Below are 24,460 nucleotides of genomic sequence, written 5' to 3' on the forward strand. Positions count from 1 at the left end.
CGCGGCGCCGATCGTGTCAGTCGAACGCCACCCGCAGGTGGCGGGGGCCGCGCAGGACGGCGCTCAGGCGGTACATCGGCGGATCCTCCAGCAGGCGCGCGCGGGCCAGGACCGGGGCCAGGGCCTGCAAGGCCACCTGCGCCTCCAGGCGGGCCAGCGGCGCGCCGTAGCAGTAGTGGATGCCGTCGCCGAAAGCCAGGTGCTGTGCGATGCGGCGGTCCGGGTCGAAGCGGTCCGGGTCCTTGAAGTGTTCCGGGTCGCGGTTGGCCGCGGCCAGGACCAGCGTCATGGGGGAGCCCTTCGGGATCGTGGTGCCGGCGATCGGGATGTCGGCCAGCGCGGTGCGCCACGGCAGCATCTGCACCGGCGGGTCGTAGCGCAGGACCTCCTCGACGAGGGGCACGACCAGGGAGGGGTCGGCGAGCAGGCGCTCCAGCCACAGGGGCTGGCGCAGCAGGACCAGCGCGCTGTTGGCGATGAGGTTCACGGTGGTCTCGTGGCCGGCGATGAGCAGCAGGATCGCGGTGGCGACCAGCTCGGCGCGGGTCATCCGGCCGTCGGGGCCGTCGTCGGTGGCCATGGCCGAGAGCATGTCGTCGCCGGGGTCGGCGGTGCGGCGGTCGACCAGGTCGCCGAGGTACTGTGCCAGGTCGTCCAGGACGCCGACGTTGGGGGTGACGGCCTTGAGCGCAGCGTCGATCCAGCCGCGGAAGCGCGGCTCGTCCTCCAGCGGCACGCCGAGCAGTGCGCAGATGACGCTGACCGGCAGCGGGTACGCGAACTGGTCCACGAGGTCCACTGTGGACACCGGGAAGTCGCGGACCAGGCCGGCGGCGAACTTCTCGAGGGTCGGCTGCAGGTCGGCGACGCGGTGCGGGGTGTGCGGCGGGCCGAACGGGCGCATCGCGAGGCGGCGCATCCGGTCGTGGCCCGGCGGGTCCTGGCGCAGGAAGCTCGGCGGCAGGCCGACGATCTGGTGCGGGTCGGCGCCCTCGTCCGGCGAGTACGCCGAGCTCACCCGCGGGTCGTGCAGCAGCGCCGAGATCTCCCGGAACGTGCTGACGACGTAGGTGCCGTCGGCTTCGCGGGAGATCGGGGTGCGCCGCAGCGAGGTGTACAGCGGGTAGGGGTCGTGGCGGTTGACCGGGTCGAGCACGGCGCTGAAGACGGAGCCGACTGACGTCGTCATCCGATGCTCCTCACGAGGGTCGGGCGGTGGCCGGTCACCACGACGGTGGCGTCGCGGGCCATGAGCTGCTGGTCCGGCACCTCGGCCGGCACGGGCAGCACGTCGTCGGGGCGGTCGACGGTCGGGAACTCGGGCGGGAACGGCGCCGCCTGCTCGATGAGGCGCTGGTAGAACGGCAGCCACTTCGCGTGGTTGAAGGCGACGGCGCCGGTGATGCGGCCCTTGTACCCGTACGCCGCCGTGAACCGGCGCTCCTCGACCGAGCCCTGGGTGATGACGACCTCGTCGGCGAAGGTGGGTACACCCACGGACTTGATGTTGTTGCCGAACTGCAGGGACCAGAACTTCGGCATGTGGACGTGCGGCCACCGGTTCGACTCGTCGCTGACCATATTGTGCGCGGCCACCTCGGCCTGCGCGACGGCGTTGGCCCAGTGCTCCAGGGCCAGGAACTGGTAGCCGAACATCGCGTTGGGGGCGCGGGCCACGTCGCCGGCGACGAAGATGTCGTCGGTCACCAGGCCGTTGACGTCGAAGGCGCGGCAGCCCGCGTCGCAGGCCACGCCCCACGGGCCGACGGCGAGTCCGGAGTTCTCGAGCCATTCGACGTTGCGGATGCCGCCCAGCGCGGCGACGACCACGTCGACGTCGAGGCTGGAGCCGTCGGACAGGCGGGCGCGGCGCACGCGTCCGTCGGAGCCCTCGATCGCCTCGACGGTGACGCCGCAGCGCAGGTCGACGCCGTGCTCGCGCTGCATGTCGGCGGCGATCGAGCCGATGACGTTGCCGAGCGCGCCGGCCAGCGGGGTGGCGGCCGCCTCGGCGACGGTGACGTCGAGGCCGAGCGAGCGGCAGGTGGAGGCGACCTCCGAGCCGGTGAAGCCGGCGCCGACGACGAGGACGCGCTCGGGGCGGTCGCTGCCGGGGTGCAGGCGCTTCTGGAGCCGGATCGCGTCGTCGCGGGTGCGCAGGACGAACATGCCGTCCAGGGCCCCCTCGACGGGGTCGGGCCACGGCCGGGCCCGCACGCCGGTGGCGATGAGGAGCCGGTCGAACGGGACCGACGAGCCGTCGCTGAGCTGCACCCGGCGGATGGCGAGGTCGAGGCCGACGGCGCGCACGCCGAGGCGCCATTGGGCGTCGAGGTCGTGGCGGCGCGGCAGGCCGGTCGACTCGGGCCGGATCTTGCCGCTGAGCGCCTGTTTGGACAGCGGCGGCCGGTCGTAGGGGCCGTGGGGTTCGTCGTCGATGAGGGTCAGCGAGCCCGCGTAGCCCTCCTCGCGCAGCGCCTCGGCGGCCCGCAGGCCGGCCAGGGACGCGCCCACGATGACGATCCGCCCGGCGCCGGGCGCGGTGTGGATGGGCGGCATGTCCTGGGTGGCGAGCCGGTCGATCTGGATGGCCTGCACGGGGCAGGCGGCGGCCGCACGGCGAACCTGCTCGCGCTGTTGCTCCGTTGGCTCCGGGTCGTATATCAGAGCCTCGTCGCCCTGCATCTGGAACGCGGACGGGGCCAGGAAGGCGCACTGGGCGTACCCCTGGCACTTCGTGAGGTCGACTACCACGTGCATGCGTCCACGGTGCCCGGCGGCGGCGCTGCGCGGGGTCACCCGGTGGGGAGGGCCGCGCGCACGACCGTGCCGGCGCCGGGCGCGCTGCGGATGTCGAGCGTGCCGCCGAGCAGGACGGCCCGCTCGCGCATCGAGCGCACCCCGAGCCGGCCCGGGAAGGCGGCGTCGGGTGCGAACCCGACGCCGTCGTCGACGACCTCGAGCACGACGTGGCCGGCGTCGCCGGCCAGCCGCACGGTCACCTGCGAGGCCTCGGCATGCCGTGCGGCGTTGCCCAGGGCCTCCAGCGCGATGCGGTAGAGCGCCTCCTCCACCTGCGGGCTGACCACCGGGTCGGCGTCGAGCTCGAGGCCCCACCCGGAGCGGCCGGGCGCGTTGTGCAGGGTCTCGAACACCCCCCTGAGCGCGGTGGCCAGGCCGGCGCCGACGAGCGTCTCGGGGCGCAGCCGCAGGATGATGCCGCGCAGGTCGGTGAGGCCGGCCGCGGCCGTCTCCTGGATCCAGGCCAGGGACGCCTCGGCGTGGGCCGGGTTGCCGTGCAGCAGCTCGGCGGCGGTGCCGGCGCCGAGGCTGATGCCGTACAGGGTCTGCACCACCGAGTCGTGCAGGTCGCGGGCCAGCCGGGCGGGCTCGCCCGCCGAGGCGAGCAGCAGCTCGGCGAGCGGCGCGAACGGGCGCAGGGCGTCCGACCGGGGCGCCCGCCGCCCGCTCACGGCCAGCAGCCCGCCGGCCACCGGCAGGTAGGTCACGCGCCGGGTGCGTATCGCCCGCCCGCTCGCCATCGCCTCGAGGGCGATGGCGCGATCCACGAGACCGTCCGCGCCCGATCCGGATACGACCGACCCGTGAGCGTCGAGCACGAACACGGCGGTCACGAAGGGGCCGCCGCGTGGACGGGGACCAGGCCGACGCGCATCGCGTACAGCGCGGCCTGGGTCCGGCTCTCCGCGTTGAGCTTCTGCAGGATGTTGCTCACGTGCGTCTTGACCGTCTGCGGTGCGATGTGCAGCTCGCGGGCTATCTGGCCGTTGGCGCGCCCGCGGGCGAGCAGCGCGAGCACCTCCTCCTCGCGGCGGGTCAGCTGCGGCGGGGTGGTGGGCACGTGCACGTCGCGCACCAGCCGCGCGGCCACGGCCGGTGAGAGCTGGACCTGGCCCGCGGCGGCGGCCCGCACCGCGCGGTGCAGCTCCTCGGCGTCGGTGTCCTTGAGCAGGTAGCCGACCGCGCCGGCATGCAGGGCGTCGGCGATCAGCTGCGGCTCGAGGTACCCGCTCAGCGCGACGACCTCGATGCTGGGCAGCTCCCGGCGGATGACCGTGATCGCGCTGATCCCGTCGAGGACCGGCATGAGCAGGTCCATCAGCACGATGTCGGGCCGCAACTCGTGTGTCATGGCCACGGCTTCGCGCCCGTCGGCCGCCGCTCCGACCGGTTCGAGGTCGGGGCTGAGGGACAGGAAGCTGCGCAGCCCCTCGCGGACCATCGCATGGTCGTCGGCGATCAAGATCCTGATACTCATCGCAGCGCGCTATACCCCGCAAAAGGAACAAATACCGCAAGTGCTGGAGCCAGGCGGCCTACGCCAAATGGGGGAGACCGAAGGTGTGCCACCCGGCACGACCGCGGCGTGATGTGGCGGGGGCCGCACATCGGCACGGTTGGAAGCGTGACGCCCTACTTGCACCGGCTGAGCCGGTTCTCCCTGGTGGGAGTCAGCGGTGTCGTCGTCAACAACGTCGCCCTGCTCGTGCTGCACGGGCTGCTCGGGCTGGCGCTCCTGCCGGCCACGGTAGCAGCGGTCGAGCTCGCGCTGGTATCCAACTACGTCCTGCATGAACTGTGGACCTTCCGGCGCCGCAGCCTGTCGTTGCAGCGGTTCGCGTATTTCAGCTTGGCCGGCCTGGCCGCGATGCCGGTCAACGTCGTCATGGTCCAGTTGCTGGTCGGTCTCGGTATGCACTACCTCCCCGCCAACCTGGTCGGCATCGCGGCCGGATTCGGGGTCAACTTCGCCGTCAGCTCGAAGTGGATTTGGAGTGAACGCACCGATGGAGCAGCTGGTGTTGGCCGTCCTCACCCTGATCTCGCTGGTGCTGACGGTGCAGGCGGCCCACGCCCTGTATCTCATGATCTATACGTGGGACCAGCCGGAGGCGGACGCCAGAGCGCGCGTGCCCGATCAACGTGCTACGCCGGAACTCTCCTTCACCGCCATCCTCCCGGCAAGGCACGAGGAGGAGGTCATCCAAGCCACCATCGCCCGCGCCGCGTCCGCTGAGTACCCGCCGCACCTCGTGCAGATCCTTGTCGTGTGCTCGGCCGACGACGTGGGGACGATCGAGCAGGCTCGGATGCAGGTCGACCGGCTGCGTGCGGCAGGGCGGACGAACGTGGACGTCGTCGTGTTCGACGACGGCCCGATCAACAAGCCGCACGGGCTGAACACGGCGCTGCGCTATGCCACCAACGACGTCGTGGCCATCTTCGACGCCGAGGACGAGGTCCAGCCGGAGCTGTTCGACATCGTCAACACGATCATGCTGTCGGACGACGTCAGCGTGGTGCAGGCGGGCGTGCAGCTGATGAACTTCGACTCCAACTGGTACTCGACGTTCAACGTGCTCGAATACTTCTTCTGGTTTCGTAGCCGGCTGCACTATCACGCCAAGAACGGCGCGATCACCCTCGGCGGCAACACGGTCTTCTTCAAGAGGGACCTCATCGAGCGTCTCGGCGGCTGGGACGAGACCAACCTCACCGAGGACGCCGACATCGGCCTGCGGGTGTCCAGCATGGGCGAGAAGGTCCGGGTGGTCTACGACGACCGCTACGTGACCAAGGAGGAGACGCCGCCGACGCTGCAGAGCTTCATCAAGCAGCGGACCAGGTGGTGCCAGGGCTTCATGCAGACCCTGGGCAAAGGGACCTGGAAGCTGATGCCCAACCGGCGGCAGCGCTTCCTGGCCTGGTACACCCTGGCGTTCCCGCATGTGCAGGCGATGCTCGGCTTCTACCTGCCGGTGGCGCTGCTGAGTGCCTTCGTGCTCAGCGTGCCGGTCCCGGTGGCGATGGTGTCCTGGCTGCCCGTGCTGCTGCTCGGCGCGCACTTCGTCATGTCCGTCGTCGGACTGTACGAGTTCACCGGCGCGCACGGGCTCAAGGCCACGCCGGGCACGGTGGTGAAGATGGCGATCACCTGGTTCCCGTACCAGATGGTCCTGTCCTACGCGGCCGGCCGGGCGCTGTACCGGCAGCTCAAGGGCGCCACCAACTGGGAGAAGACCGCCCACGTCGGCGCACACCGCACCGAGGCACCGGAGTTGACCAATGTCGGCTGACGTCCTCACCAGGCCAACGCCCGCGCCCACGCCGCCGGCCCGCACACCGGACAAGGCCCCGAAGGCGCTCGTCACCCTGTGCGTGCTCATCGGGCTGGTCAGCCACGGCTGGAACATGTTCCGGTATCCGCTGTACCTGACCGACGAGGGCATCTACATGGAGCAGGCCTGGTCGGTGCTCAAGGAGGGCAAGCTCTCCCCGTACACCTACTTCTACGACCACGCCCCGATGGGCTGGCTGGCCCTGGCGGGCTGGGTCGGCGTCCTGCCGGGCGGGTTCTCCGCCTTCGGCAACGCCATCAACACCGGCCGGGTGCTCATGCTCATCGTCCACCTGGCGTCGGTGTTCCTGATGTTCGAGATCGTCCGGCGCTTCACGGGGAGCAAGCCGGCGGCGTTCCTGGCCACCTTCGTGTTCAACCTGAGCCCGCTCGGAGTGTACTACCAGCGCCAGGTCCTGCTGGACAACCTCATGATGTTCTGGATCCTGCTCGGCATCTACCTGCTCGCCCGCCGCGACGGGCGGATCGTCGCGGCGATGGGGGCCGGCGCCTGCTTCGGCCTGGCCCTGGTGACGAAGGAGAACGCGCTGTTCCTGCTGCCGGGCTGCGCGTACCTGCTGCACCGCACGGTCAAGGAGCAGTCCAACCGGCGCTTCGGGCTCAGCTTCTGGTATTTCGCGGTGCTGTCGCCCGTGGTCGGCTACCTGCTGTTCGCGCAGATCAAGAACGAGCTGTTCCCGGAGGGCTTCCAGTTCAACCCGGACAACAACCAGCTCAAGGGCCACGTCTCGCTGCTCAACACCATCTGGTGGCAGCTGCACCGCAACTCCAACAGCTCCAACGGCCTGTCGTTCACCTACCTGCTGCAGCAGAGCTGGCTGTTCAAGGACAAGCACCTGCTCATCGCCGGTGCCGCGGCCACGGTGCTGGTGCTCATCGCGGGCCGGCGCAACAAGCGGCTGCGCACGCCGATGCTGGGCTGCGGGCTGATGGCGGTCGGCTACGCGTTCTACCTGAGCCGCAGCGCCCTGCTGGACTTCTACATCGCGCCGATGGTGCCGCTGTTCGCGCTGAACCTCGGCATGTTCTTCGGCTGGCTCACCCGGCGCACCAAGCCGGCCGGCGCGGCGGTGCTCGTCGCCTGCCTGCTGCTGCCGGTGGTCGTGATGCCGGGCGGGTTCATGGTGAAGTACAACGCCAAGGGCGAGCTGGAGTTCAGCGACGCGTACCGGCTGCCGCTCACCCGGCTGCAGGAGCAGCAGGTGGCGTGGATCAAGCAGAACGTCCCGCGGAACGCGCGGCTCATCATCGACGACGACATCTGGGTGTCGCTGCACGACAGCAACCCGCCGTACAAGAACGCGCATCCGCACTACAAGGCCACGTCCGACCCGGACGTGCGGGACAAGGTCTTCCATTCCAGCTGGGAGAACGTCGACTACGTCGTGATGTCGAACAAGATGCGCGACGCACTCCAGCGTGGCGGCGAGACCTGGATCATCGAGGCGATCGACCAGCACGGGCAGACCGTGTGGCAGGCCACCCGTGGCGACGTCTCGCTGTCAATCGTGAAGATCGGCAACACGTCGTAGCCATTGGGAGACCCTGATGCAATCGCTCAAGCACCGGCCCGCGATACCGCGCGGCAAGGGCCGCCGCAAGCGCGCCAAAATCAAGCTGTCCCGCAAGCGCGTGCTGCTGGCCGGCGCCGCGGCCGTGCTGATGGTGCTGGTCGGCCGCTCGCTGCTGCCGGCGCTCGGGGTGAGCGCCCCGGGGCTGGGCGGCCACCCGGACGAAACACCGACCGACGTGGTGACCAAGGCCCCGCCGGCGCCCACCATCGACCTGAACGGGGTCATGGTGCACGGCGGCGGCACGCCGATGATCACCCTGAACCCGGGCCTGGTGCGGCTGGGCGGCAACGTCACCGTCTCGGGCAACGGCTTCGATCAGGGCTCGATGATCGACGTGTACCTCGGCGCCTCGGCGCAGCAGCCCGGCGCGAAGCCGGGCAAGAGCGCGGCCCCCGGCGGCAAGCCGCACCAGGTGGCGACGGCGAAGGCGGGCAAGTGGGGCGTGTTCACCGCGAACTTCGCCATGCCGAACACGATGTCCGCGCCGGTGCAGGAGGTGACCGCACAGGCGCGCGGCAGCGACAAGGTGGCGAAGGCCGAGGCGTCCGTGGCACAGGGCGCCGGGCAGGCCACGCTGTCGGCCGTCGTGGGCAAGCCGGGTGACGTGCTCAACCTGACCGTGAAGGGCTTCTCGCCGGGCGAGCAGCTCAACGTGTACTGGGGCCGCATCAACGGCGACCCGAACCTCACCCTCAAGGCGGATGAGGATGGCTCCGTGGGTAAGACGCCGATCAAGGTTGGCGTCACGGCCGTCGGCACGACCAGTCTGATAGTCGTGGGCAAGACGAGCGGAGCGGCGGCCAGCGCGCCGTTCCAGGTGCTGCGGCTGTACCCGTCGATCAAGCTGGCGCCGTACGCGGTCAAGGCGACCCAGAAGATCACGTTCTCGGGCAGCGGCTTCGCGCCGGGTGAGCGGGTGCTGGTGCGCCTCAACGCGGCCGGCGGGCAGCCCGTGATGGCCATCGAGACCGACGGCGCCGGCACGTTCAAGGGCGCGGGCATCGTCATGCCGTTCCAGCTCAAGGGCGCGCAGTCGATGGTGTTCACCGGCGAGCAGAGCCGCGCCGCGGTCGCCAGCGGGTTCACCATCCTGCCGTTCACCCCGCAGGCGCGCACCAACGCCTACGGCGGCCTGCCCGGCACGGTGGTCAACTTCTACGCGACGCAGTTCGCGCCGAACGAGGCGGTGCACGTGTCGGTGAGGACGGCCAAGGGCGCCAAGCCGGAGCTGGTGGCCGCGTTCCGGGTGGACGCGAAGGGCTCCGCGCGGGCGGTCGGGCAGTACACGATCCCCGGCGACACCGAGGACACCGTGGTGTTCTCGCTGCACGGCCAGAGCAGCGACGCGACCGCGACGGTGAACTTCAAGGTCGACAAGTCCGGCGGGCCGGTCGACATCCCGCCGAACAAGCCGTACACCGTGCCGAAGAACCTGGAGAACTGAGGGTTGTACTGGCAGGCGTTCCGCGCCGCCCCGGAGGCGTTGATCGTGCTCGACGCCGCCGGGGTGGTGCGCCTGGCCAGCAGCGCCGCCGAGACGCTGTTCCAGCGCACCACCGCCGACCTGGTCGGCCGCCGCGTCGCCGACCTCTTCGCCGGTGAGCCGGCGTTCAGCACCGAGGAGCCCGTGTCCGCCGCGGCGCGCCTGCCCGGCGGGCGCGAGCTGCCCGTCGACGTGCGGGCCCGCACCCTGGAGGGCGATCCCAGCGGCCTGCTGGTGCTCGCCGTGGACGACCAGAGCAACCCGGCCCGCAGCCGGGCGAGCCTCGAGCAGCGCATCGCCCGGCTCACCCTCTCCGGGCGGGAGCAGGGCGAGCTGCTCGGCGACCTGATCATCACCCAGGAGCGCGAGCGGGCCCGCATCGCCGCCGGGGTGCACGACGACAGCCTGCAGGTCATCACCGCCGCGACGCTGCGCCTGCAGCACCTGCGCCGGCGCCTGCGCGACCCGGCCGACCTGGAGATCCTCGAACGGCTCGAGGCGTCCCTGGTGCAGGCGGCCGCCCGGCTGCGCCGGCTCATCTTCGACTTCCGCCCGCCGCGGCTGACCGAGGAGGGCCTGGCCGCCGCGACCCGTGACCTGCTCGACGACCTCGCCGACGACCACAGCCTCGAGGTCCTGGTGGAGGAGCGGCTCACCGCCGAGCCCGCCCTGCCGACGCGCCTGCTGATCTTCCGCATGCTGCAGGAGGCCGTCGCCAACGTCGGCAAGCACGCCGGCGCCGACCGGTGCACGGTGATCCTCGGCGAGCAGGACGGCGGCTACCTCATCCGCGTCGTCGACGACGGCATCGGGGCGGAGAACCTGCACACCGACCCCGGCCACCTCGGGCTGCTGCTCATGCGGGAGCGGGCGGAGCTGGCCGGCGGGTGGTTCCAGATCAGCAGCGTGCCCGGCAGCGGTACCACCGTCACCTTCTGGGTGCCGCGCGGCGCCGACCTCGAATCCAAAGGAGCCTCACCGTGAGTGGCCGTCCGCCGTATCGCGTGCTGATCGTCGAGGACCATCAGGTGGTCGCGGAGGGGCTCGCCGCGCTGCTCAACGAGCACCCGGAGCTGCGGGTGGTGGCCCTGGCCGGCAGCGTCGGCGAGGTCGAGCACCTGGCCGACATCGAGCGGCTCGACGTCGTGCTGTGCGACTTCTGGCTCCCCGACGGCACCGGCGCGGAGGCGGTGGCGGCCATACGCTCGCACCAGCCCGACGTCGCGATCGTGTTCCTCAGCGCCGACCAGAGCGACCAGGTCATCCTCACGGCGCTCGAGGCCGGCGCGGCCGGCTACCTGATCAAGAGCGCCGGCGGGGCCGACGTGGCCGAGGCGGTGCGCCGGGCCGTGGACGGCGAGATCCTGGTGCCGGCCCGCCAGCTGGCCAAGCTCCTGTCCCGCCGGCGCGAGGAGTCCCGCCGGTCGCAGGAGCACGCGCGGCGCCTTGATAGCCTCACGCCGCGCGAGCGGCAGATCCTCGCCCTGATGGCCGAGGGCATGGACAACCGTGACATCGCGCGAGAGCTGAGCATCAGCTACACCACGGTCCGCAGCCACGTGCGCCACCTGTTGAGCAAGATGGGCGCCCGGTCGAAGCTCGAGGCCGTCGTGCGGGCGGCCGAGTGGGAGTCGCCGAACATCGGAGCGTGAGCACTGCGTAACTCCTGCAATTGGACTACACACAAATCCGACATTTGTACGCTGACTGGATATTCCCGCGATCCGTAACGTTCTGACCTGCCCCGCCGTCAAACGTGAGGACAGGTCAGCTCAATGGGTCGCACGCGCCTTTACTGGATTTCCGCACTGGTCGCGCTCGCTGTCGCCGGAGTGGCATTGGTGCCGCTCCTGCACCACGAGAAGAAGGTCCACCCGACGATGACGCAGTCCGGACAGCGGCTGCAGATGCCACTGCACGCCGAGGGCAGCCGGATCGTGGACGCCCGCGGCGAGACCGTGACGTTCACCGGTGTGAACTGGTTCGGTCTCGAGACGAACACGTTCGCGCCGCACGGGCTGTGGTCGCGCAGCCTCGACGACATGCTGGACCAGATGGTCGGCCAGGGTTTCAACTCGATGCGCCTGCCGTTCAGCAACGAGCTCTTCGACGCCGCCTCCAAGCCCAACGGCGTCGACTACGCGCTCAACCCGGGCCTGAAGGGCATGACCGGTCCGCAGATCATGGACCAGGTCGTCCAGGGCGCCACCAAGCGCGGCATGATGGTCATCCTCGACCGGCACCGCCCGACCTCGCAGGGCCAGAGCAACCTCTGGTACACCGACAAGGTCAGCGAGGACCGCTGGATCTCCGACTGGGTGATGCTCGCCAAGAAGTACAAGGACAACCCGCTGGTGGTCGGCGCCGACCTGCACAACGAGCCGCACGGTGAAGCCACGTGGGGCGACGGCAACGAGAAGACCGACTGGCAGGCCGCCGCGCAGCGGGCCGGCAACGCGGTGCTCAAGGCCAACCCGAACTGGCTGATCCTGGTCGAGGGCATCGAGAACTACAAGACCGCCGACGGCAAGAGCGACGGCTACTGGTGGGGCGGCAACCTGCAGGGCGCCAAGGAGCACCCGGTGAAGCTGTCGGACAACTCCAAGCTGGTGTACTCCGCGCACGACTACAGCCCGAAGGTCTGGTCGCAGCAGTGGTTCACCGACCCGGCCTTCCCCGCCAACATGCCGGCGCTGTGGGACAAGCAGTTCGGCTACCTGGTGAAGAGCAACACCGCCCCCGTGCTCGTGGGTGAGTTCGGCGGCCGCTCCGTGGCCGAGAAGGATGCCCAGGGCAACAAGGACCTGGAGGGCATCTGGCAGCGCAACCTCGTCTCCTACCTGAAGGACAACGGGCTCAGCTACACCTACTGGGCCTGGAACCCGAACTCCGGTGACACCGGCGGGGTCCTGAAGGACGACTGGAAGACGGTGGACGCCGACAAGGCGGCGCTGCTGAAGACCTACCAGGCGCCACTGGCCGCCGCGGCGCAGTAAGCCGCGCGCTGCGGGCCAGCAAGGCCCTCCCGCCGCTGTTAGATTCGCGGTGGGAGGGCCTTGCCATGCCTGAGACAGAAATCATCGTCGATTCCGCGATGGGGCCGCTGCACGCGGTCCTGGCCATGCCCGGCGGCCCCGCGCACGCCGGGCTCGTGCTGTCCGACGGCTCCGGACCGGCCACCCGCGACGCCTGGCAGGGCGTGCCGGGCTGGCTCGCCGAGCGCGGCGTCGCCACCCTGCGCCACGACAAGCCCGGCTGCGGCGGCTCGCCCGGCGACTGGCGCCGGCAGACCTTCGCCGACCGCGCCGCCGAGGCCCTCGCCGCGCTGTCCACCCTGCGCAAGCACGCCGGCGTCGAGCGGGCCGGGCTGATCGGCTACAGCCAGGGCGGCTGGGTCAGCCTGCTCGCCGCGGTCACCGCGCCCGACCAGGTCGACTACGTGGTCACGCTCGGCGGGCCGTTCGTCGGCATGGAGGAGCAGGAGCGCACCCTGCTCGCCCGGGTCATGCGCCGCAAGGGCGTGCCCGAGCAGTCCGTCGAGGCGGGCCTGGCGTGGGCGGACGAGCGCGCCGCCCGGCTCGCGGCCGGCGAGGACCCGCGGCGGGTGCACGCCGACCAGGCCCGTTTCGCCGGGAACGACTGGGCCGCGGTGGTCTGCGACCGGCCCTACGACACCGCCGAGGAGCTCGGGTTCTTCGCCCGGGCGCTGAGCTTCGACCCCGCGGCGCTGCTGCCGTTCCTGCCCTGCCCGATCATGGCGTTCTTCGGCGCCGACGACGAGCACGTGCCGGTGGAGCGCAGCCTGGCCGTGCTCGGCGAGCGGCTCCCGTCGAGGCACCGCGGCAGCAACGGCGTGGCGGTGCTGCCCGGGGTGGGCCACATGTTGTACCCCGTGCCGCCGGACCCCGGCGTCCCGCTCTTCGAGCAGCTGTCCCCGGGGTTCCTTCCCCTGCTCGGAGCCTTCCTCGACCGGGTGGCCCCATAGGGTTCGCCCGATTCTGTGTGGCCTGCCCACATAGCTACGTGCCCGACGCCACTCCTAGCGTGTGCGAACACCGCCAGCAGGCGCTGGCCTTAACAAGGCGTTCACACGGAGGAAGCGTTGATCAGGCAGACAAGCGCGCCGCGGCGGGTGTTGTTCGCGGCGCTGGGTCTCTCGCTCGCCGCGACGTTCGCGTCCGCGTGCAGCAGCCCGCAGGAGGCCGCGCAGGAGCCGGCCGGCGACGGCGCACCGATCAAGGTCGGGCTCGTCTACTCGCAGACCGGGCCGCTCGCGAGCTACGGCAAGCAGTACATCGAGGGCTGGAAGGCCGGCCTCGCCTACGCCACCAAGGGCACCGGCAAGGTCGGCAACCGCCCGATCGAGGTCAAGGAGGTCGACGACGCCGGCGATGCCGCCAAGGCGGTCTCGGCCGGCAAGGACCTCATCGGCCAGGGGTACAAGATCCTCGCCGGCAGCACCTCGTCGGCGGTCGCCGGGCAGATGGCGCCGCTCGCGGCGCAGAACAAGGTGCTGTTCATCTCCGGGCCGGCCGCCACCGATGCGATCACCGGCATCAACAAGTACACCTTCCGCTCCGGCCGCCAGTCCTACCAGGACGTGCTCGCGGCCAAGTCCTACCTGGCCGCCCCCGCGGGCAAGAAGGTCCTCGTCTTCACCCAGGAGGGCGCGTTCGGCAAGTCCAACGCCGACGCGGTCAAGGCGGTCGTCGGCGGCGCCGGCGCCACCGTCGACACGCTCGCCGTGCCGGCCAACGCCACCGACTTCACCGGCTTCGCGGTGCAGGCCAAGAACGCGAAGGCCGACATGGTCTTCGTCGCCTGGGCCGGCACCACCGCCACCGCCATGTGGCAGGCCCTGGACCAGCAGGGCGTGCTCGGCTCGACGCTCGTGGTCACCGGCATCGACCAGCGCGCCTCCTGGCCGACGTTCGGCGCGGCCGGCTCCAAGATCTCGCTGCTGGCGCACTACTTCGACGGCGCCAGCGACAACGAGGCCGTGGCGGCGCTGCGCAAGAGCGTCGACGGCGGCAAGGTCGACCTGTTCCACCCGGACGGCTTCACCGCCGCCCAGATGGTGGTCCGGGCCGCGCAGGAGGGCGGCGACGACGTCGACAAGATGGTCACGGCCCTGGAGGGCTGGAGCTTCGACGGCGTCAAGGGCAAGCTGACCGTCCGCAAGGAGGACCACGCCCTGCTGCAGCCGATGTTCCAGGGCAAGTTCACCGGCAGCGGCGCGGACCTCAAGCCCGAGCTGGTCAAGGCGCTCGACCAGGCCGACGCCGCGCCGCCGGTCGCGCAGATGAAGGGCTGAGCCGGTGTCGCTCGGCACCATGTCCAACCCGGAAGCCGGGGGGTCTGCGGACGCCCCGGCCTCCGGCCTGCTCTCCACCCGGCGGCTGACCTGGCGGGTCGGCGGCGTCGCCATCGTCGACGGGGTGTCGATCGACCTCGCCGAGGGCGAGTTCCTGGCCGTCATCGGCCCGAACGGCGCCGGCAAGACGTCGCTGTTCAACCTCATCTCCGGCCTGCGCCGCCCCTCGGACGGCTCGGTGTCCCTCGACGGGCACGACCTGACCCGGCTCCCGCCGCACCGGCGGGCCCGGCTCGGGCTCGGCCGCACGTTCCAGTCCTCGTCGGTGTTCTCCTCGCTCAGCGTCGCGGCCAACGTCCGCCTCGCCGTGCAGGCCCGCCGGGGCGGCTCGATCCGCCCGTTCCCGTGGCCCGGCCGCGACCGCGACATCGCCGAGCGGGCCGATCGCGTGCTCTGGCGGGTCGGCCTGGACCACCGCGCCGGCGCCCTCGCGGGCACCCTGGCGCACGGCGAGAAGCGCAAGCTCGAGATCGCGCTGCTGCTGGCCGGCGAGCCCCGGGTGCTGCTGCTCGACGAGCCGATGGCCGGCGTCAGCGCCGAGGACGTGCCGGGGCTGGTCGCGCTGATCCGCAGCCTGACCCGCGACGAGCGGCGCAGCGTCCTCATGGTCGAGCACCACATGGACGTCGTACTCGACCTCGCCGACCGCGTCGCGGTCATGCACCACGGCGCGCTGCTGGTCTGCGACACCCCGGAGGTGGTCATGGCCGACCGGACCGTCCAGGAGGCGTACCTGGGGGAGAAGCTGTGAACATCCTCGAGATCGGCGACCTGTCGGTGCGCATCGCCGGGTCGCACATCCTGCAGGGCGTCACGTTCGGTGTCGCGCCGCACGGCGTCACCGCGCTGCTCGGGCGCAACGGCGTCGGCAAGACCACCACGCTCAAGGCGGTGCTGGGCCTGCTGCCGCCGAAGGCCGAGCTCGCCGGCGACGTCCGCCTCGCCGGCGCGCCGATCACCCGCCAGCCCACGCACCGGCTCGTACGCGACGGCCTCGGCTACGTGCCCGAGGACCGCGGCGTCTTCGGCGGGCTGACCGTCGCCGAGAACCTCCGCCTGGCCGAGCGCCCCGGCGGCGACCCGGACTACAACCGCGTCTACGGGCTGTTCCCGGAGCTGCACCGGCGCGGCCGGCAGCGGGCCGGCACCCTGTCCGGCGGCCAGCAGCAGATGCTCGCCATCGGCCGGGTGCTGCTCAACCCCAACCGGCTGCTGCTCATCGACGAGCCGACCAAGGGCCTCGCCCCGAAGGTGGTGAGCGAGGTGGCCGCCGCCCTGCACGCGGTCGCCCAGGTCGTGCCGATGCTGCTGGTCGAGCAGAACCTCGCCGTGGTGCGCCGGCTCGCCCAGGACGCGGTCGTCATCGCCAACGGCCGGGTGGCCTACACGGGCCGGGCGAACGACCTGCTCGACTACACCGAGAAGACCAAGGCGCTGCTGGGCGTCGGAAAGGGGGAGCACGCATGAGCACCGTGGTGCTGCTGACGCTGACAGGCCTGGGCCTGGCGGCGCTGTACTTCCTCGTGGCCTCGGGGCTCGCGCTCGTCTTCGGCCTCGCCGACGTGCTGAACTTCGCGCACGGCCTGTTCCTCTCCGTCGGGGCATACGGCACCTGGTGGGCCTCGGACCACCTGCCGGGGGCCGGGCCGAACGGCTGGGGCTTCGTGCTCGCCGTCGTCTTCGGCGTCGTCTGCGGCACGCTCGTCGCGGCGCTGGTCGAGCTGGTGCTCATCCGGCCGCTGTACCGGCGCACGATCGAGCAGGTGCTCGTCACCGTCGGGCTCTCGCTGGCCGGTGTCGCGCTGCTGCAGGCGTCCTGGGGCAGCGACCCGAAGCCGTACCCGCGCCCGCAGTGGACGCAGCACCTCACCTCGATCGCCGGCGCGCGGGTGCCCAACGACCGCTTCCTGCTCATCGGCGCCGCCGTCGCGGTGCTCGCGGGGCTGCTGGCCTTCCTGAAGTACACCAGGATCGGTCTGGTCATCCGCGCCGGCGTCGAGGACCGCTCGATGGTCACCGCGCTCGGCATCGACGTGCGCCGGGCGTTCACGCTCGTGTTCGCCATCGGCGGCGCCGCCGCGGCCCTGGCCGGCGCGCTCGGCGGCGTCTACGCGGGCTCGATCTCGCCGACCGGCGGCAGCTCGCTGCTCATCTTCGGGTTCATCGTCGTCGTCATCGGCGGCATGGGCTCGGTCACCGGCGCCGCCTACGCCGCGGTCGCCGTCGGCCTGCTGCAGCAGTTCGTCAACTACAGCTGGTCGGGCCTCGGCGACATCTGCGTCGTGGCGCTGCTGGCGGTCGTGCTGCTCGTCCGTCCACAAGGGATCACCGGGAAGGTCGCCACCTCATGACGACACAGACGGCGCAACCCACGCAGGCGGCCGCGGCGCCGGCCCGCACGCGGGTGCCGTGGGCGCGCTTCGGCCCGCTCGTGGTGCTGGTCGTGTTCCTCGCCCTGCCGTACTGCGGCCTGAAGATCCCCGGCGTGTTCGACTCCGCGGTCAACGCGCCCGGCACCCTGCAGCTGCTGGCCCTGTGCCTGGTCTTCGGCGCCCTCGCGATGGGCTACGACCTGCTCTTCGGCCGCACCGGCATGCTGTCGTTCGGCCACGCGCTCTACTTCGCCGCCGGCGTCTACGGCACCGACATGCTGGTCACCAAGGCCGGCTACGGCCTGTGGACGGCGATCCTGCTCGCGGTCGTCGGCACCGCCACCCTGGCCGCGCTGCTGGGCGCGATCGCGCTGCGCACCGGCGGCATCGCCTTCGCGATGGTGACGCTCGCCTTCGCGCAGGTCGCCGCGATCACGATCGGGCGCAACCCGGGCGGCGCGACCGGCGGCGAGGAGGGCCTGCCGATGGCGACCGAGCGGGTGCCCGGCTTCCTCGTCGGCGTGGCCAACACCGTGAACCTGTACTGGCTCGCCCTGGGCGTCGTCGTCATCACCGTGCTCGTCGTGCACGCGATCGCCGACTCGCCGGCCGGGCGCGTGCTGGCCGCGGTCCGCGACGACGAGCGGCGCGTCGGCGTCCTGGGCCTGGACCCTTATCGGTACCGCCTGTTCGCCTTCACCGTCGCGGGCGGCCTGGCGGGCCTCGCCGGCGCCATGTACGCGCTGCTCATCGGCGGCGCGACCCCGCACATCGCCGCGTCGGACCAGACGCTGACGCTCCTGGTCATGGTGGTGCTGGGCGGGCCCGGCACGCGCTGGGGACCGCTCATCGGCGGGTTCCTGTTCACGTACCTCGACTACCGCCTGGTCGCGCTGGGCGACTCCGACGCGGTGGCCGGCCTGCCCGGGGTGCTGCGCGGCCCCCTGTCGCAGCCGCTGTTCATCCTCGGCACCGTGTTCATCCTGGCCGTCTACTTCTTCCCGGGCGGACTGGCGGGCCTGCGCACGCGCCTGGGCCCGCTGGCGAGGTGGATACCAGAGCGGCGGTAAATACTGATATATCCGAAAAATCCGGCCAGCTTGCTGGCCGGATTTTTCGTGCGTATCGGATATGTGATCGTCACACACTTCCATAGAGAAATGTGTGGATCGACTCCGTGGTGACGTTGGTGACGGCGGCCATAGCTTGTGGCGGCCGTCACCTTCGACCGCCAAAGGGGGTGTGTCCCACATGGAGGGTTCCGCGCTCGCCGCGCGTGGTCTCACGCGCGATTTCCGCGGGTTCCGCGCCGTCGACGGCGTCGATCTCGACGTCGCGGCCGGCAGCGTCCACGCGCTCGTCGGGCCCAACGGCGCCGGCAAGACGACGCTGTTCAACCTGCTGACCGGGTTCCTCGCGCCGACCGCCGGGCGGATCGAGCTGCAGGGGCACGACATCACCGGGCTCGCGCCCGAGCGGGTCGCGCGCCTGGGCATGGCCCGCTCGTTCCAGATCGCGAGCCTGTTCCCGCAGCAGACGGTGCGGGCGCACGTCGAGCTCGCGCTGCAGGGCGCCACGTCGCTGGGCTGGGCGTTCTGGCGCTCCGACCGGCTGCTGCGCCGCTTCCGCGAGCGCGCCGACGAGCTGCTCGAGCGGGTGGGGCTGGCCGAGTCGGCCGGCGAGGCGGCGGGGAGCCTCGCCTACGGGCGCAAGCGGGCCCTGGAGCTCGCGATCGCGCTCGCCCTGGACCCGAAGGTGCTGCTGCTGGACGAGCCGACGGCCGGCATGGGCGTCGAGGACGTCGAGCGCACCGTCGAGCTGATCGCCGCCGTGCGCGACGGGCGAACCGTCGTGCTCGTCGAGCACAACATGAGCGTCGTCGGCCGCCTCGCCGACCGCGTGACGGTGCTGCAGTCCGGTCGGGTCCTCGCCGAGGGCCCATACGACCAGGTGCGCGCCGACGAGCGTGTCGTCGAGGCATACCTGGGGAGCGTCGATGCTGCGCATTGAGGGGCTGTCCGCGTGGTACGGCGAGGCGCGCGTCCTGCGCGAGGTCGACCTGCACGTCGGGCAGGGCGAGGTGGTCACGCTGTGCGGGCGCAACGGCGCCGGCAAGACCACGCTGCTGCGCTGCGTCATGGGGCTGCACGCCGGGCAGTCCGGCAAGGTCGAGCTCGCCGGCGCCGATGTCACCCGCCGGCCCGCGCACCGGCGCGCCCGGGCGGGCCTCGGCTGGGTGCCCGACGACCGCGGCGCCTACGCCACCCTGAGCGTCGCCGAGCACCTCGCCCTGCCGCCGGTCGTCGGACCCCGCCCGTGGGGCCTCGACGAGATCCACGAGGCGTTCCCCAACCTGTACGAGCGGCGCAACAGCCCGGCAACCAAGCTCTCCGGCGGCGAGCAGCAGATGCTCGCCCTCGCCCGGGTGCTGCGCATGGGCGCCACCGTCCTGCTGTGCGACGAGCCCACCGAGGGCCTGTCACCGCTGCTGGTCCGCCGGGTCGGCGAGATCCTCGCCAAGGCCCGCGACCACGGCGTCACCGTCCTGCTCGTCGAGCAGAACCTGCGCTTCGCCACCACCATCGCCGACCGCCACTACCTGCTCGCCGAGGGGCGGATCGCCGGCACTTTCGACAACGCCGACGTGCGCTCACGCGAGGCCGAGTTCCTCGCGCTCCTCGGCATCTGACCGGAGGTACACCTGATGAAGAAGTCCCTCGCCATAGGCGCCGCCCTGTGTGTCACGCTCGCCGGCTGCGGCGGCGGTGGCCCCCGCACGTCGGGCAACAGCAAGCTCACCGGCGACAAGATCGTCCTGGGCGTGCTCAACGACCAGTCCGGCGTCTACGCCCAGCTGTCCGGCAAGAACTCCGTCGTGGCCGTGCAGATGGCCGTCGAGGACTTCAAGGCCAAGTACGGCGACAAGGCGATCACCAAGAACATCACCGTCGAGACCGCCGACCACCAGAACAAGCCCGACGTCGCCAACACCCGCGCCAGCGAGATGTACGACCGGCTCGGCGTCGACGCGATCCTCGACGTGCCGACGTCCTCGGCCGCGCTGAAGGTCGCCGACGTGGCCAAGCAGGCCAAGAAGCTGTACTTCAACATCTCCGGCGCCACCACGGACCTGACCGGCAAGTCCTGCAACAAGTACACGTTCCACTACGCCTACGACACGGCGATGCTCGCCAACGGCACCGGCACCGCGGCCACCCAGGCCGGCGCCAAGAACTGGTACATCGTCTACCCCGACTACGCCTTCGGCCAGGACATGCAGAAGTCGTTCGCGGCCGCGGTCGCCAAGGGCGGCGGCACCGTCATCGCCAGCGACCCGACGCCGTTCCCGAACGACAACTTCTCCACGTTCCTGCTCAAGGCGCCCACGCTGAACCCCAAGCCGGACGTGCTGGGCACCATGCAGGCGGGCGCGGACCTGGTCAACCTCGTCAAGCAGTACAACGAGTTCAAGCTCAAGGACAAGGGCGTCGGGCTCGCCGTCGGGCTCATGTTCCTCACCGACATCAACTCGCTGACCCCGGACGCGCTGGCCGGCACCACCTTCACCGACGCGTGGTACTGGAACTTCGACGAGCAGAACCGCGCCTGGGCCGACAAGTTCGCCGCCAAGGCCGGCGGCCAGCGCCCGACGTTCGCGCACGCGGCCAACTACTCGGCGGCGATGCAGTACCTCGAGGCCGTCCAGGCCGCCGGCACCGACGACGCCGACGCGGTCGTCAAGCAGCTGGAGGGCAAGAAGGTCAACGACTTCTTCCTGCGCAACGGCGAGTTCCGCGCCGCCGACCACCGCGTGCTGCACGACGCCTACCTCGCCAAGGTCAAGCCGGGCAGCGACGTGAAGGAGCCCTGGGACTACGAGCAGATCGTGAAGACCATCCCAGCGCAGGAGGCGTTCCGCGCCCCGTCGGCCGACTGCAAGCTCTGAGTCCCGCCATGGGCCTGCTCACCCACACGTTCAACGGCCTGGTCGGGGGCAGCTTCTACGCGCTGCTCGCCCTCGGCCTGGCCGTGATCTTCGGGATGCTGCGCGTCGTCAACTTCGCACACGGCGCGTTCTACATGCTCGGCGCGGTCGGCGCGTTCTTCCTGCTGGATTCCTTCGGGCTCTCCTTCTGGGTGGCGCTGCTGGTGGTACCCGTGGTGCTCGGCCTGCTCGGCGTCGCGCTGGAGAGCACCGTCATCCGGCGGCTGTCCACATTGGACCCGCTGTACAACTTCCTGCTGACGTTCGGCCTGACCCTGATCCTGCAGGACGTGGTGAAGGCCCGCTACGGCTCGCAGTCCAACCCCTACCACGCCCCCGCGGGGCTCGGCGGCACCGTCGACTTCGGGCTGTTCGACTTCCCGGCGTACCGGGTCTTCGTCTTCGGCGTCGCCGTCGCGCTGTGCGTGGTGGTGTGGTGGGTGCTCACCAGGACCCGGGTGGGCATGGTCGTGCGGGCCGGCACCGAGCGCCCGGAGCTCACCCGGGCGCTCGGCATCGACGTCGGGCGGTGGATCGCGCCCGTGTTCGGCTTCGGCGTCGCGCTCGCGGCCCTCGCCGGTGTCCTGGCCGCGCCGATGCGGGCGGTCAACCCGCTCATGGGCGGCGACCTCATCATCGGCGTCTTCGCGGTCGTGGTGATCGGCGGGCTCGGCTCGGTCTTCGGCTCGGTCGCCGCCGGCTTCGGCATCGGGCTGCTGCAGGCGTGGAGCGAGGCATACGGGCCGGCGCTGCTGGCCCAGACGCTCATCTTCCTGGTCATGGCGCTGGTGTTGCTGTTCCGGCCGGCCGGGCTGTTCGGCCGGGAGGAGGGTGCGGCATGAAAGGCATGAGGTGGGTGTTGCTGGGGGTCGCCGTCGCCGTGGCGGTCTGGCTGCCCAACGGGCTCTACCCGGCGGTGGCCGTGGACATGCTCTGCTGGGCGCTGTTCGCGGTCGCGATCGACCTGCTGCTCGGCTACGGCGGGCTGCTGTCGTTCGGCCATGCCGCCTTCTGGGGTACCTCGGCGTACACCGCCGGGCTCATCGCCGCCCGCCTCGGCGCGCCGTTCCCGGTCGCGGTCCTGGGCGGGGCGCTGCTCTCCGCGGCGCTGGCGGTGCCGATCGGGTACCTCGCGGTGCGCCGCAGCGGGATCTACTTCGCGATGGTCACGCTGGCGTTCGCGCAGATGGTGTACTTCGTGGCCAACGAGTGGTCGTCGGTCACCGGCGGCGAGAACGGCCTGCAGAGCGTGCCGCGGGAGTTCTTCGGGCTGGACCTGTCCGACCCCTACTACTTCTACTACGCGGCGCTGCCGATCGCGGCGCTCGGCCTGCTGCTGGCCTGGCGGATCGTGCACTCGCCGTTCGGCCGGGTGCTGGTCGCGGTCCGGGACAACCCGAACCGGGCGCGGGCGCTGGGGTATGCGGCTTCGCGGTACAAACTCCTGGTCTTCGTGCTTTCGGCTTTTCTGGCCGGGCTCGGGGGCGGGCTGTTCGCCGTGGCGCACGGCTTCGTCTCCCTCGACGTCGTGCACTGGACGACGTCGGGCAAGGGCGTGGTGCTCGTCGTGCTCGGCGGGATCGGCACCCTGTGGGGCGGCGTGCTCGGCGCGGCGCTCGTCGTGGACCTCGAGGACCAGCTCTCGCAGGCCGGCTTCACCCTCGTCGGGCTGATCACCGGCGGCATCTTCGTGCTGGTGGTGCTGCTGTTCCGAAGGGGGCTCTGGGGCACCGTCGCGGATTTATTCCGCAGGTGGCGACGGGTGTGACGGGACGCACTTTTCAATACGAGACGGTTCCGTATCGCGTCGCCGAGGGCTACGTTGATACGGAACTGTTCCGTATCGTTTTCGCGCGTTCCAATCCAGGGGGAGCAACACCGTGGACGCAGCTACCCAGGCACAAGCACCAACCAACACAGGACACCCTCGACGCTGGGCGATCCTCGGCGTGCTCGTCATCAGCCTGCTCGTGGTCGTGCTGGACAACACCGTCCTCAACGTCGCCATGCGCACCATCGCCGACCCGCAGAAGGGCCTGGGCGCGACCCAGAGCCAGCTCGAGTGGGCGATCAACTCCTACACCCTCGTCTTCGCCGGCCTGCTCTTCACCGCCGGCATCCTCGCCGACCGCCTCGGCCGGCGCATCACGCTCACCGTCGGCCTCGCGCTGTTCGGCATCGCGTCGCTCGTCTCGGCCTACTCGCACTCGCCCGACCAGCTGATCTGGGCCCGCGCCCTGATGGGCCTCGGCGCCGCGGCGGTCATGCCCTCGACGCTGTCGATCATCGCCAACGTCTTCGACCCGCGCGAGCGCGGCCGCGCCATCGGCGTGTGGGCCGGCGCGGTCGGCCTCGGCGTGGCGATCGGCCCGATCGTCGGCGGCCTGCTGCTCGAGCACTTCTGGTGGGGCTCGGTCTTCCTGATCAACGTCCCGATCGTGGTCGCGGGCCTGTTCCTGGTCAACACGCTCATCCCCGAGTCACGCGACCCGAAGCCCGGCCGCATCGACTTCGTCGGCGTGCTGCTGTCCATCGTCGGACTCACCCTGCTCACCTACGGCGTGATCGAGGGCGGCGACCACGGCTTCAGCAAGATCGAGTCGTGGGGCGCTCTGGTCGGCTCGGTCGTGGTCCTCGCCGCGTTCGCCCTCTACGAGCGGCGCATCGAGTTCCCGTCGCTGGACGTCCGGCTGTTCTCCAACAGCAAGTTCAGCGCCTCGACCGGCATGATCGGCCTGGTCTTCTTCGCGGCCATGGGCATCATGTTCGTCAGCGCCTTCTACCTGCAGCTGGTCCGCGGCTACGGCCCGCTGGCCTCCGGCGCCCTGTTCGTCCCGTTCGCCGCCGCCCAGATGGTCTTCGCCCCGCGCAGCGCCGCGATGGTCAAGCGCTTCGGCCCGAAGGCGGTCAGCACCACCGGTCTCGTCCTGGTCGCGATCGGCCTGGCCTCGTGGATGTTCATCTCCGAGACCACCCCGATCTGGATCGTCGGCGCGCTGTTCTTCCTCATGGGCGTCGGCATGGCCAACGTGATGCCGCCCGCGACGGAGGCGATCATGTCGTCGCTTCCCCGTGAGAAGGCCGGCGTCGGATCGGCCGTCAGCAACACGATCCGTCAGGTCGGCGGCGCCCTCGGCGTGGCCGCCCTCGGGGCCGTCATCTCGTCGGTCTACCGCGACCACGTCGCCGACGGCACGGCCGCTCTGCCGGCCGCCGCGCGGGACGGCGCCCGCGAGTCGATCTCCGGTGGCTACGCCGTGGCGTCGCACCTCGCTGGGCCCGCCCAGCAGGCGCTGATCCACAACGTGAACGACGCCTTCATCTCGGCCATGCACGGCGCCGCAGTCGGCTCCGCGATCTTCGCCATCCTCGGCGCGGTCGTGGCCGTCGTCTGGCTGCCCGGCAAGCGCCCCGCGACCGCCCCCGCCCCGTCCACCGCCGAAAGCCTGGCGGAGGAGCAGGGCGTGGAGCTGGTAACGGTCGGCGAGTGACGATGCGAGGCGACCGGTGAG

The 24,460-nt window shown here is 71.0% G+C and carries 22 protein-coding genes and 1 pseudogene; 19 read left to right on the forward strand and 4 right to left on the reverse strand.

The window, feature by feature from the left end; genetic code table 11:
• Window positions 1-16: 16 nt before the first annotated feature.
• The 4 genes from ABD901_RS30540 to ABD901_RS30555 all read right to left on the reverse strand — a co-directional run bounded on the left by ABD901_RS30540 (window position 17) and on the right by ABD901_RS30555 (window position 4,279).
• On the reverse strand, window positions 17-1,189 hold the full coding sequence (locus ABD901_RS30540; protein WP_345131807.1) for a cytochrome P450: 1,173 nt from the start codon (window positions 1,187-1,189) through the stop codon (window positions 17-19).
• Window positions 1,186-2,760, reverse strand: coding sequence for an FAD-dependent oxidoreductase (locus ABD901_RS30545; protein ID WP_345131809.1), 1,575 nt, complete (start codon window positions 2,758-2,760; stop codon window positions 1,186-1,188). The genes ABD901_RS30540 and ABD901_RS30545 overlap by 4 nt, the downstream gene beginning before the upstream one ends.
• A gap of 35 nt (window positions 2,761-2,795) precedes the next feature.
• Window positions 2,796-3,569 carry a sensor histidine kinase gene (locus ABD901_RS30550; protein WP_345131810.1) on the reverse strand — a complete coding sequence of 258 codons (774 nt, stop codon included), beginning with the start codon at window positions 3,567-3,569 and terminating at the stop codon, window positions 2,796-2,798.
• A gap of 62 nt (window positions 3,570-3,631) precedes the next feature.
• Entirely contained in the window at window positions 3,632-4,279 is a 648-nt protein-coding gene (locus ABD901_RS30555) for a response regulator (protein ID WP_345131811.1), read from the reverse strand.
• A 111-nt stretch (window positions 4,280-4,390) separates the two neighbouring features.
• Here ABD901_RS30555 and ABD901_RS59170 point away from each other — a divergent pair.
• From ABD901_RS59170 to ABD901_RS30645, 19 genes and pseudogenes are all read left to right on the forward strand, one after another.
• Window positions 4,391-4,783: pseudogene (locus ABD901_RS59170) on the forward strand (GtrA family protein); the annotation flags it as partial.
• 13 nt (window positions 4,784-4,796) lie between these two features.
• Window positions 4,797-6,098 carry a glycosyltransferase gene (locus ABD901_RS30560; protein ID WP_345131812.1) on the forward strand — a complete coding sequence of 434 codons (1,302 nt, stop codon included), beginning with the start codon at window positions 4,797-4,799 and terminating at the stop codon, window positions 6,096-6,098.
• Window positions 6,088-7,692: an ArnT family glycosyltransferase gene (locus ABD901_RS30565; RefSeq protein WP_345131814.1), complete on the forward strand. Its 1,605-nt coding sequence runs from the start codon at window positions 6,088-6,090 to the stop codon at window positions 7,690-7,692. The genes ABD901_RS30560 and ABD901_RS30565 overlap by 11 nt, the downstream gene beginning before the upstream one ends.
• Before the next feature lie 16 nt (window positions 7,693-7,708).
• Window positions 7,709-9,178, forward strand: a complete 1,470-nt coding sequence (locus ABD901_RS30570; protein ID WP_345131816.1) for a hypothetical protein — start codon at window positions 7,709-7,711, stop codon at window positions 9,176-9,178.
• A 3-nt stretch (window positions 9,179-9,181) separates the two neighbouring features.
• Window positions 9,182-10,201 carry a sensor histidine kinase gene (locus ABD901_RS30575; protein WP_345131818.1) on the forward strand — a complete coding sequence of 340 codons (1,020 nt, stop codon included), beginning with the start codon at window positions 9,182-9,184 and terminating at the stop codon, window positions 10,199-10,201.
• Entirely contained in the window at window positions 10,198-10,869 is a 672-nt protein-coding gene (locus ABD901_RS30580) for a response regulator (protein WP_345131820.1), read from the forward strand. The genes ABD901_RS30575 and ABD901_RS30580 overlap by 4 nt, the downstream gene beginning before the upstream one ends.
• 123 nt (window positions 10,870-10,992) lie before the next feature.
• The gene (locus ABD901_RS30585; RefSeq protein WP_345131822.1) at window positions 10,993-12,213 is read left to right on the forward strand and encodes a glycoside hydrolase family 5 protein; all 1,221 of its coding nucleotides are present in this window, start codon (window positions 10,993-10,995) and stop codon (window positions 12,211-12,213) included.
• Window positions 12,214-12,278: 65 nt separating this feature from the next.
• The gene (locus ABD901_RS30590) at window positions 12,279-13,202 is read left to right on the forward strand and encodes an alpha/beta hydrolase family protein (RefSeq protein WP_345131824.1); all 924 of its coding nucleotides are present in this window, start codon (window positions 12,279-12,281) and stop codon (window positions 13,200-13,202) included.
• 120 nt (window positions 13,203-13,322) lie between these two features.
• Window positions 13,323-14,531, forward strand: a complete 1,209-nt coding sequence (locus ABD901_RS30595; protein WP_380140046.1) for a substrate-binding domain-containing protein — start codon at window positions 13,323-13,325, stop codon at window positions 14,529-14,531.
• A gap of 67 nt (window positions 14,532-14,598) precedes the next feature.
• Window positions 14,599-15,342, forward strand: a complete 744-nt coding sequence (locus ABD901_RS30600; RefSeq protein WP_345131970.1) for an ABC transporter ATP-binding protein — start codon at window positions 14,599-14,601, stop codon at window positions 15,340-15,342.
• Entirely contained in the window at window positions 15,339-16,058 is a 720-nt protein-coding gene (locus tag ABD901_RS30605) for an ABC transporter ATP-binding protein (RefSeq protein ID WP_345131826.1), read from the forward strand. Before ABD901_RS30600 ends, ABD901_RS30605 begins: the two co-directional genes overlap by 4 nt.
• Window positions 16,055-16,942 carry a branched-chain amino acid ABC transporter permease gene (locus ABD901_RS30610; protein ID WP_345131828.1) on the forward strand — a complete coding sequence of 296 codons (888 nt, stop codon included), beginning with the start codon at window positions 16,055-16,057 and terminating at the stop codon, window positions 16,940-16,942. The genes ABD901_RS30605 and ABD901_RS30610 overlap by 4 nt, the downstream gene beginning before the upstream one ends.
• Window positions 16,939-18,033 (forward strand): branched-chain amino acid ABC transporter permease, encoded by a 1,095-nt coding sequence (locus ABD901_RS30615; protein ID WP_345131831.1) that lies wholly within the window; start codon window positions 16,939-16,941, stop codon window positions 18,031-18,033. Before ABD901_RS30610 ends, ABD901_RS30615 begins: the two co-directional genes overlap by 4 nt.
• A gap of 181 nt (window positions 18,034-18,214) precedes the next feature.
• Complete coding sequence (locus tag ABD901_RS30620) at window positions 18,215-18,973, forward strand: ABC transporter ATP-binding protein (RefSeq protein ID WP_345131833.1); 759 nt, start codon at window positions 18,215-18,217, stop codon at window positions 18,971-18,973.
• Window positions 18,960-19,652, forward strand: a complete 693-nt coding sequence (locus ABD901_RS30625; protein WP_345131835.1) for an ABC transporter ATP-binding protein — start codon at window positions 18,960-18,962, stop codon at window positions 19,650-19,652. Before ABD901_RS30620 ends, ABD901_RS30625 begins: the two co-directional genes overlap by 14 nt.
• A gap of 15 nt (window positions 19,653-19,667) precedes the next feature.
• Window positions 19,668-20,909, forward strand: a complete 1,242-nt coding sequence (locus tag ABD901_RS30630) for an ABC transporter substrate-binding protein (RefSeq protein WP_345131836.1) — start codon at window positions 19,668-19,670, stop codon at window positions 20,907-20,909.
• A gap of 8 nt (window positions 20,910-20,917) precedes the next feature.
• Window positions 20,918-21,790, forward strand: coding sequence for a branched-chain amino acid ABC transporter permease (locus ABD901_RS30635; protein WP_345131838.1), 873 nt, complete (start codon window positions 20,918-20,920; stop codon window positions 21,788-21,790).
• Entirely contained in the window at window positions 21,787-22,716 is a 930-nt protein-coding gene (locus tag ABD901_RS30640; RefSeq protein WP_345131840.1) for a branched-chain amino acid ABC transporter permease, read from the forward strand. The genes ABD901_RS30635 and ABD901_RS30640 overlap by 4 nt, the downstream gene beginning before the upstream one ends.
• Window positions 22,717-22,828: 112 nt before the next feature.
• Window positions 22,829-24,439 (forward strand): MFS transporter, encoded by a 1,611-nt coding sequence (locus tag ABD901_RS30645; RefSeq protein ID WP_345131842.1) that lies wholly within the window; start codon window positions 22,829-22,831, stop codon window positions 24,437-24,439.
• Window positions 24,440-24,460: the final 21 nt, after the last annotated feature.

This window comes from Dactylosporangium darangshiense (assembly GCF_039537565.1).
Classification (GTDB): Bacteria; Actinomycetota; Actinomycetes; order Mycobacteriales; family Micromonosporaceae; genus Dactylosporangium; species Dactylosporangium darangshiense.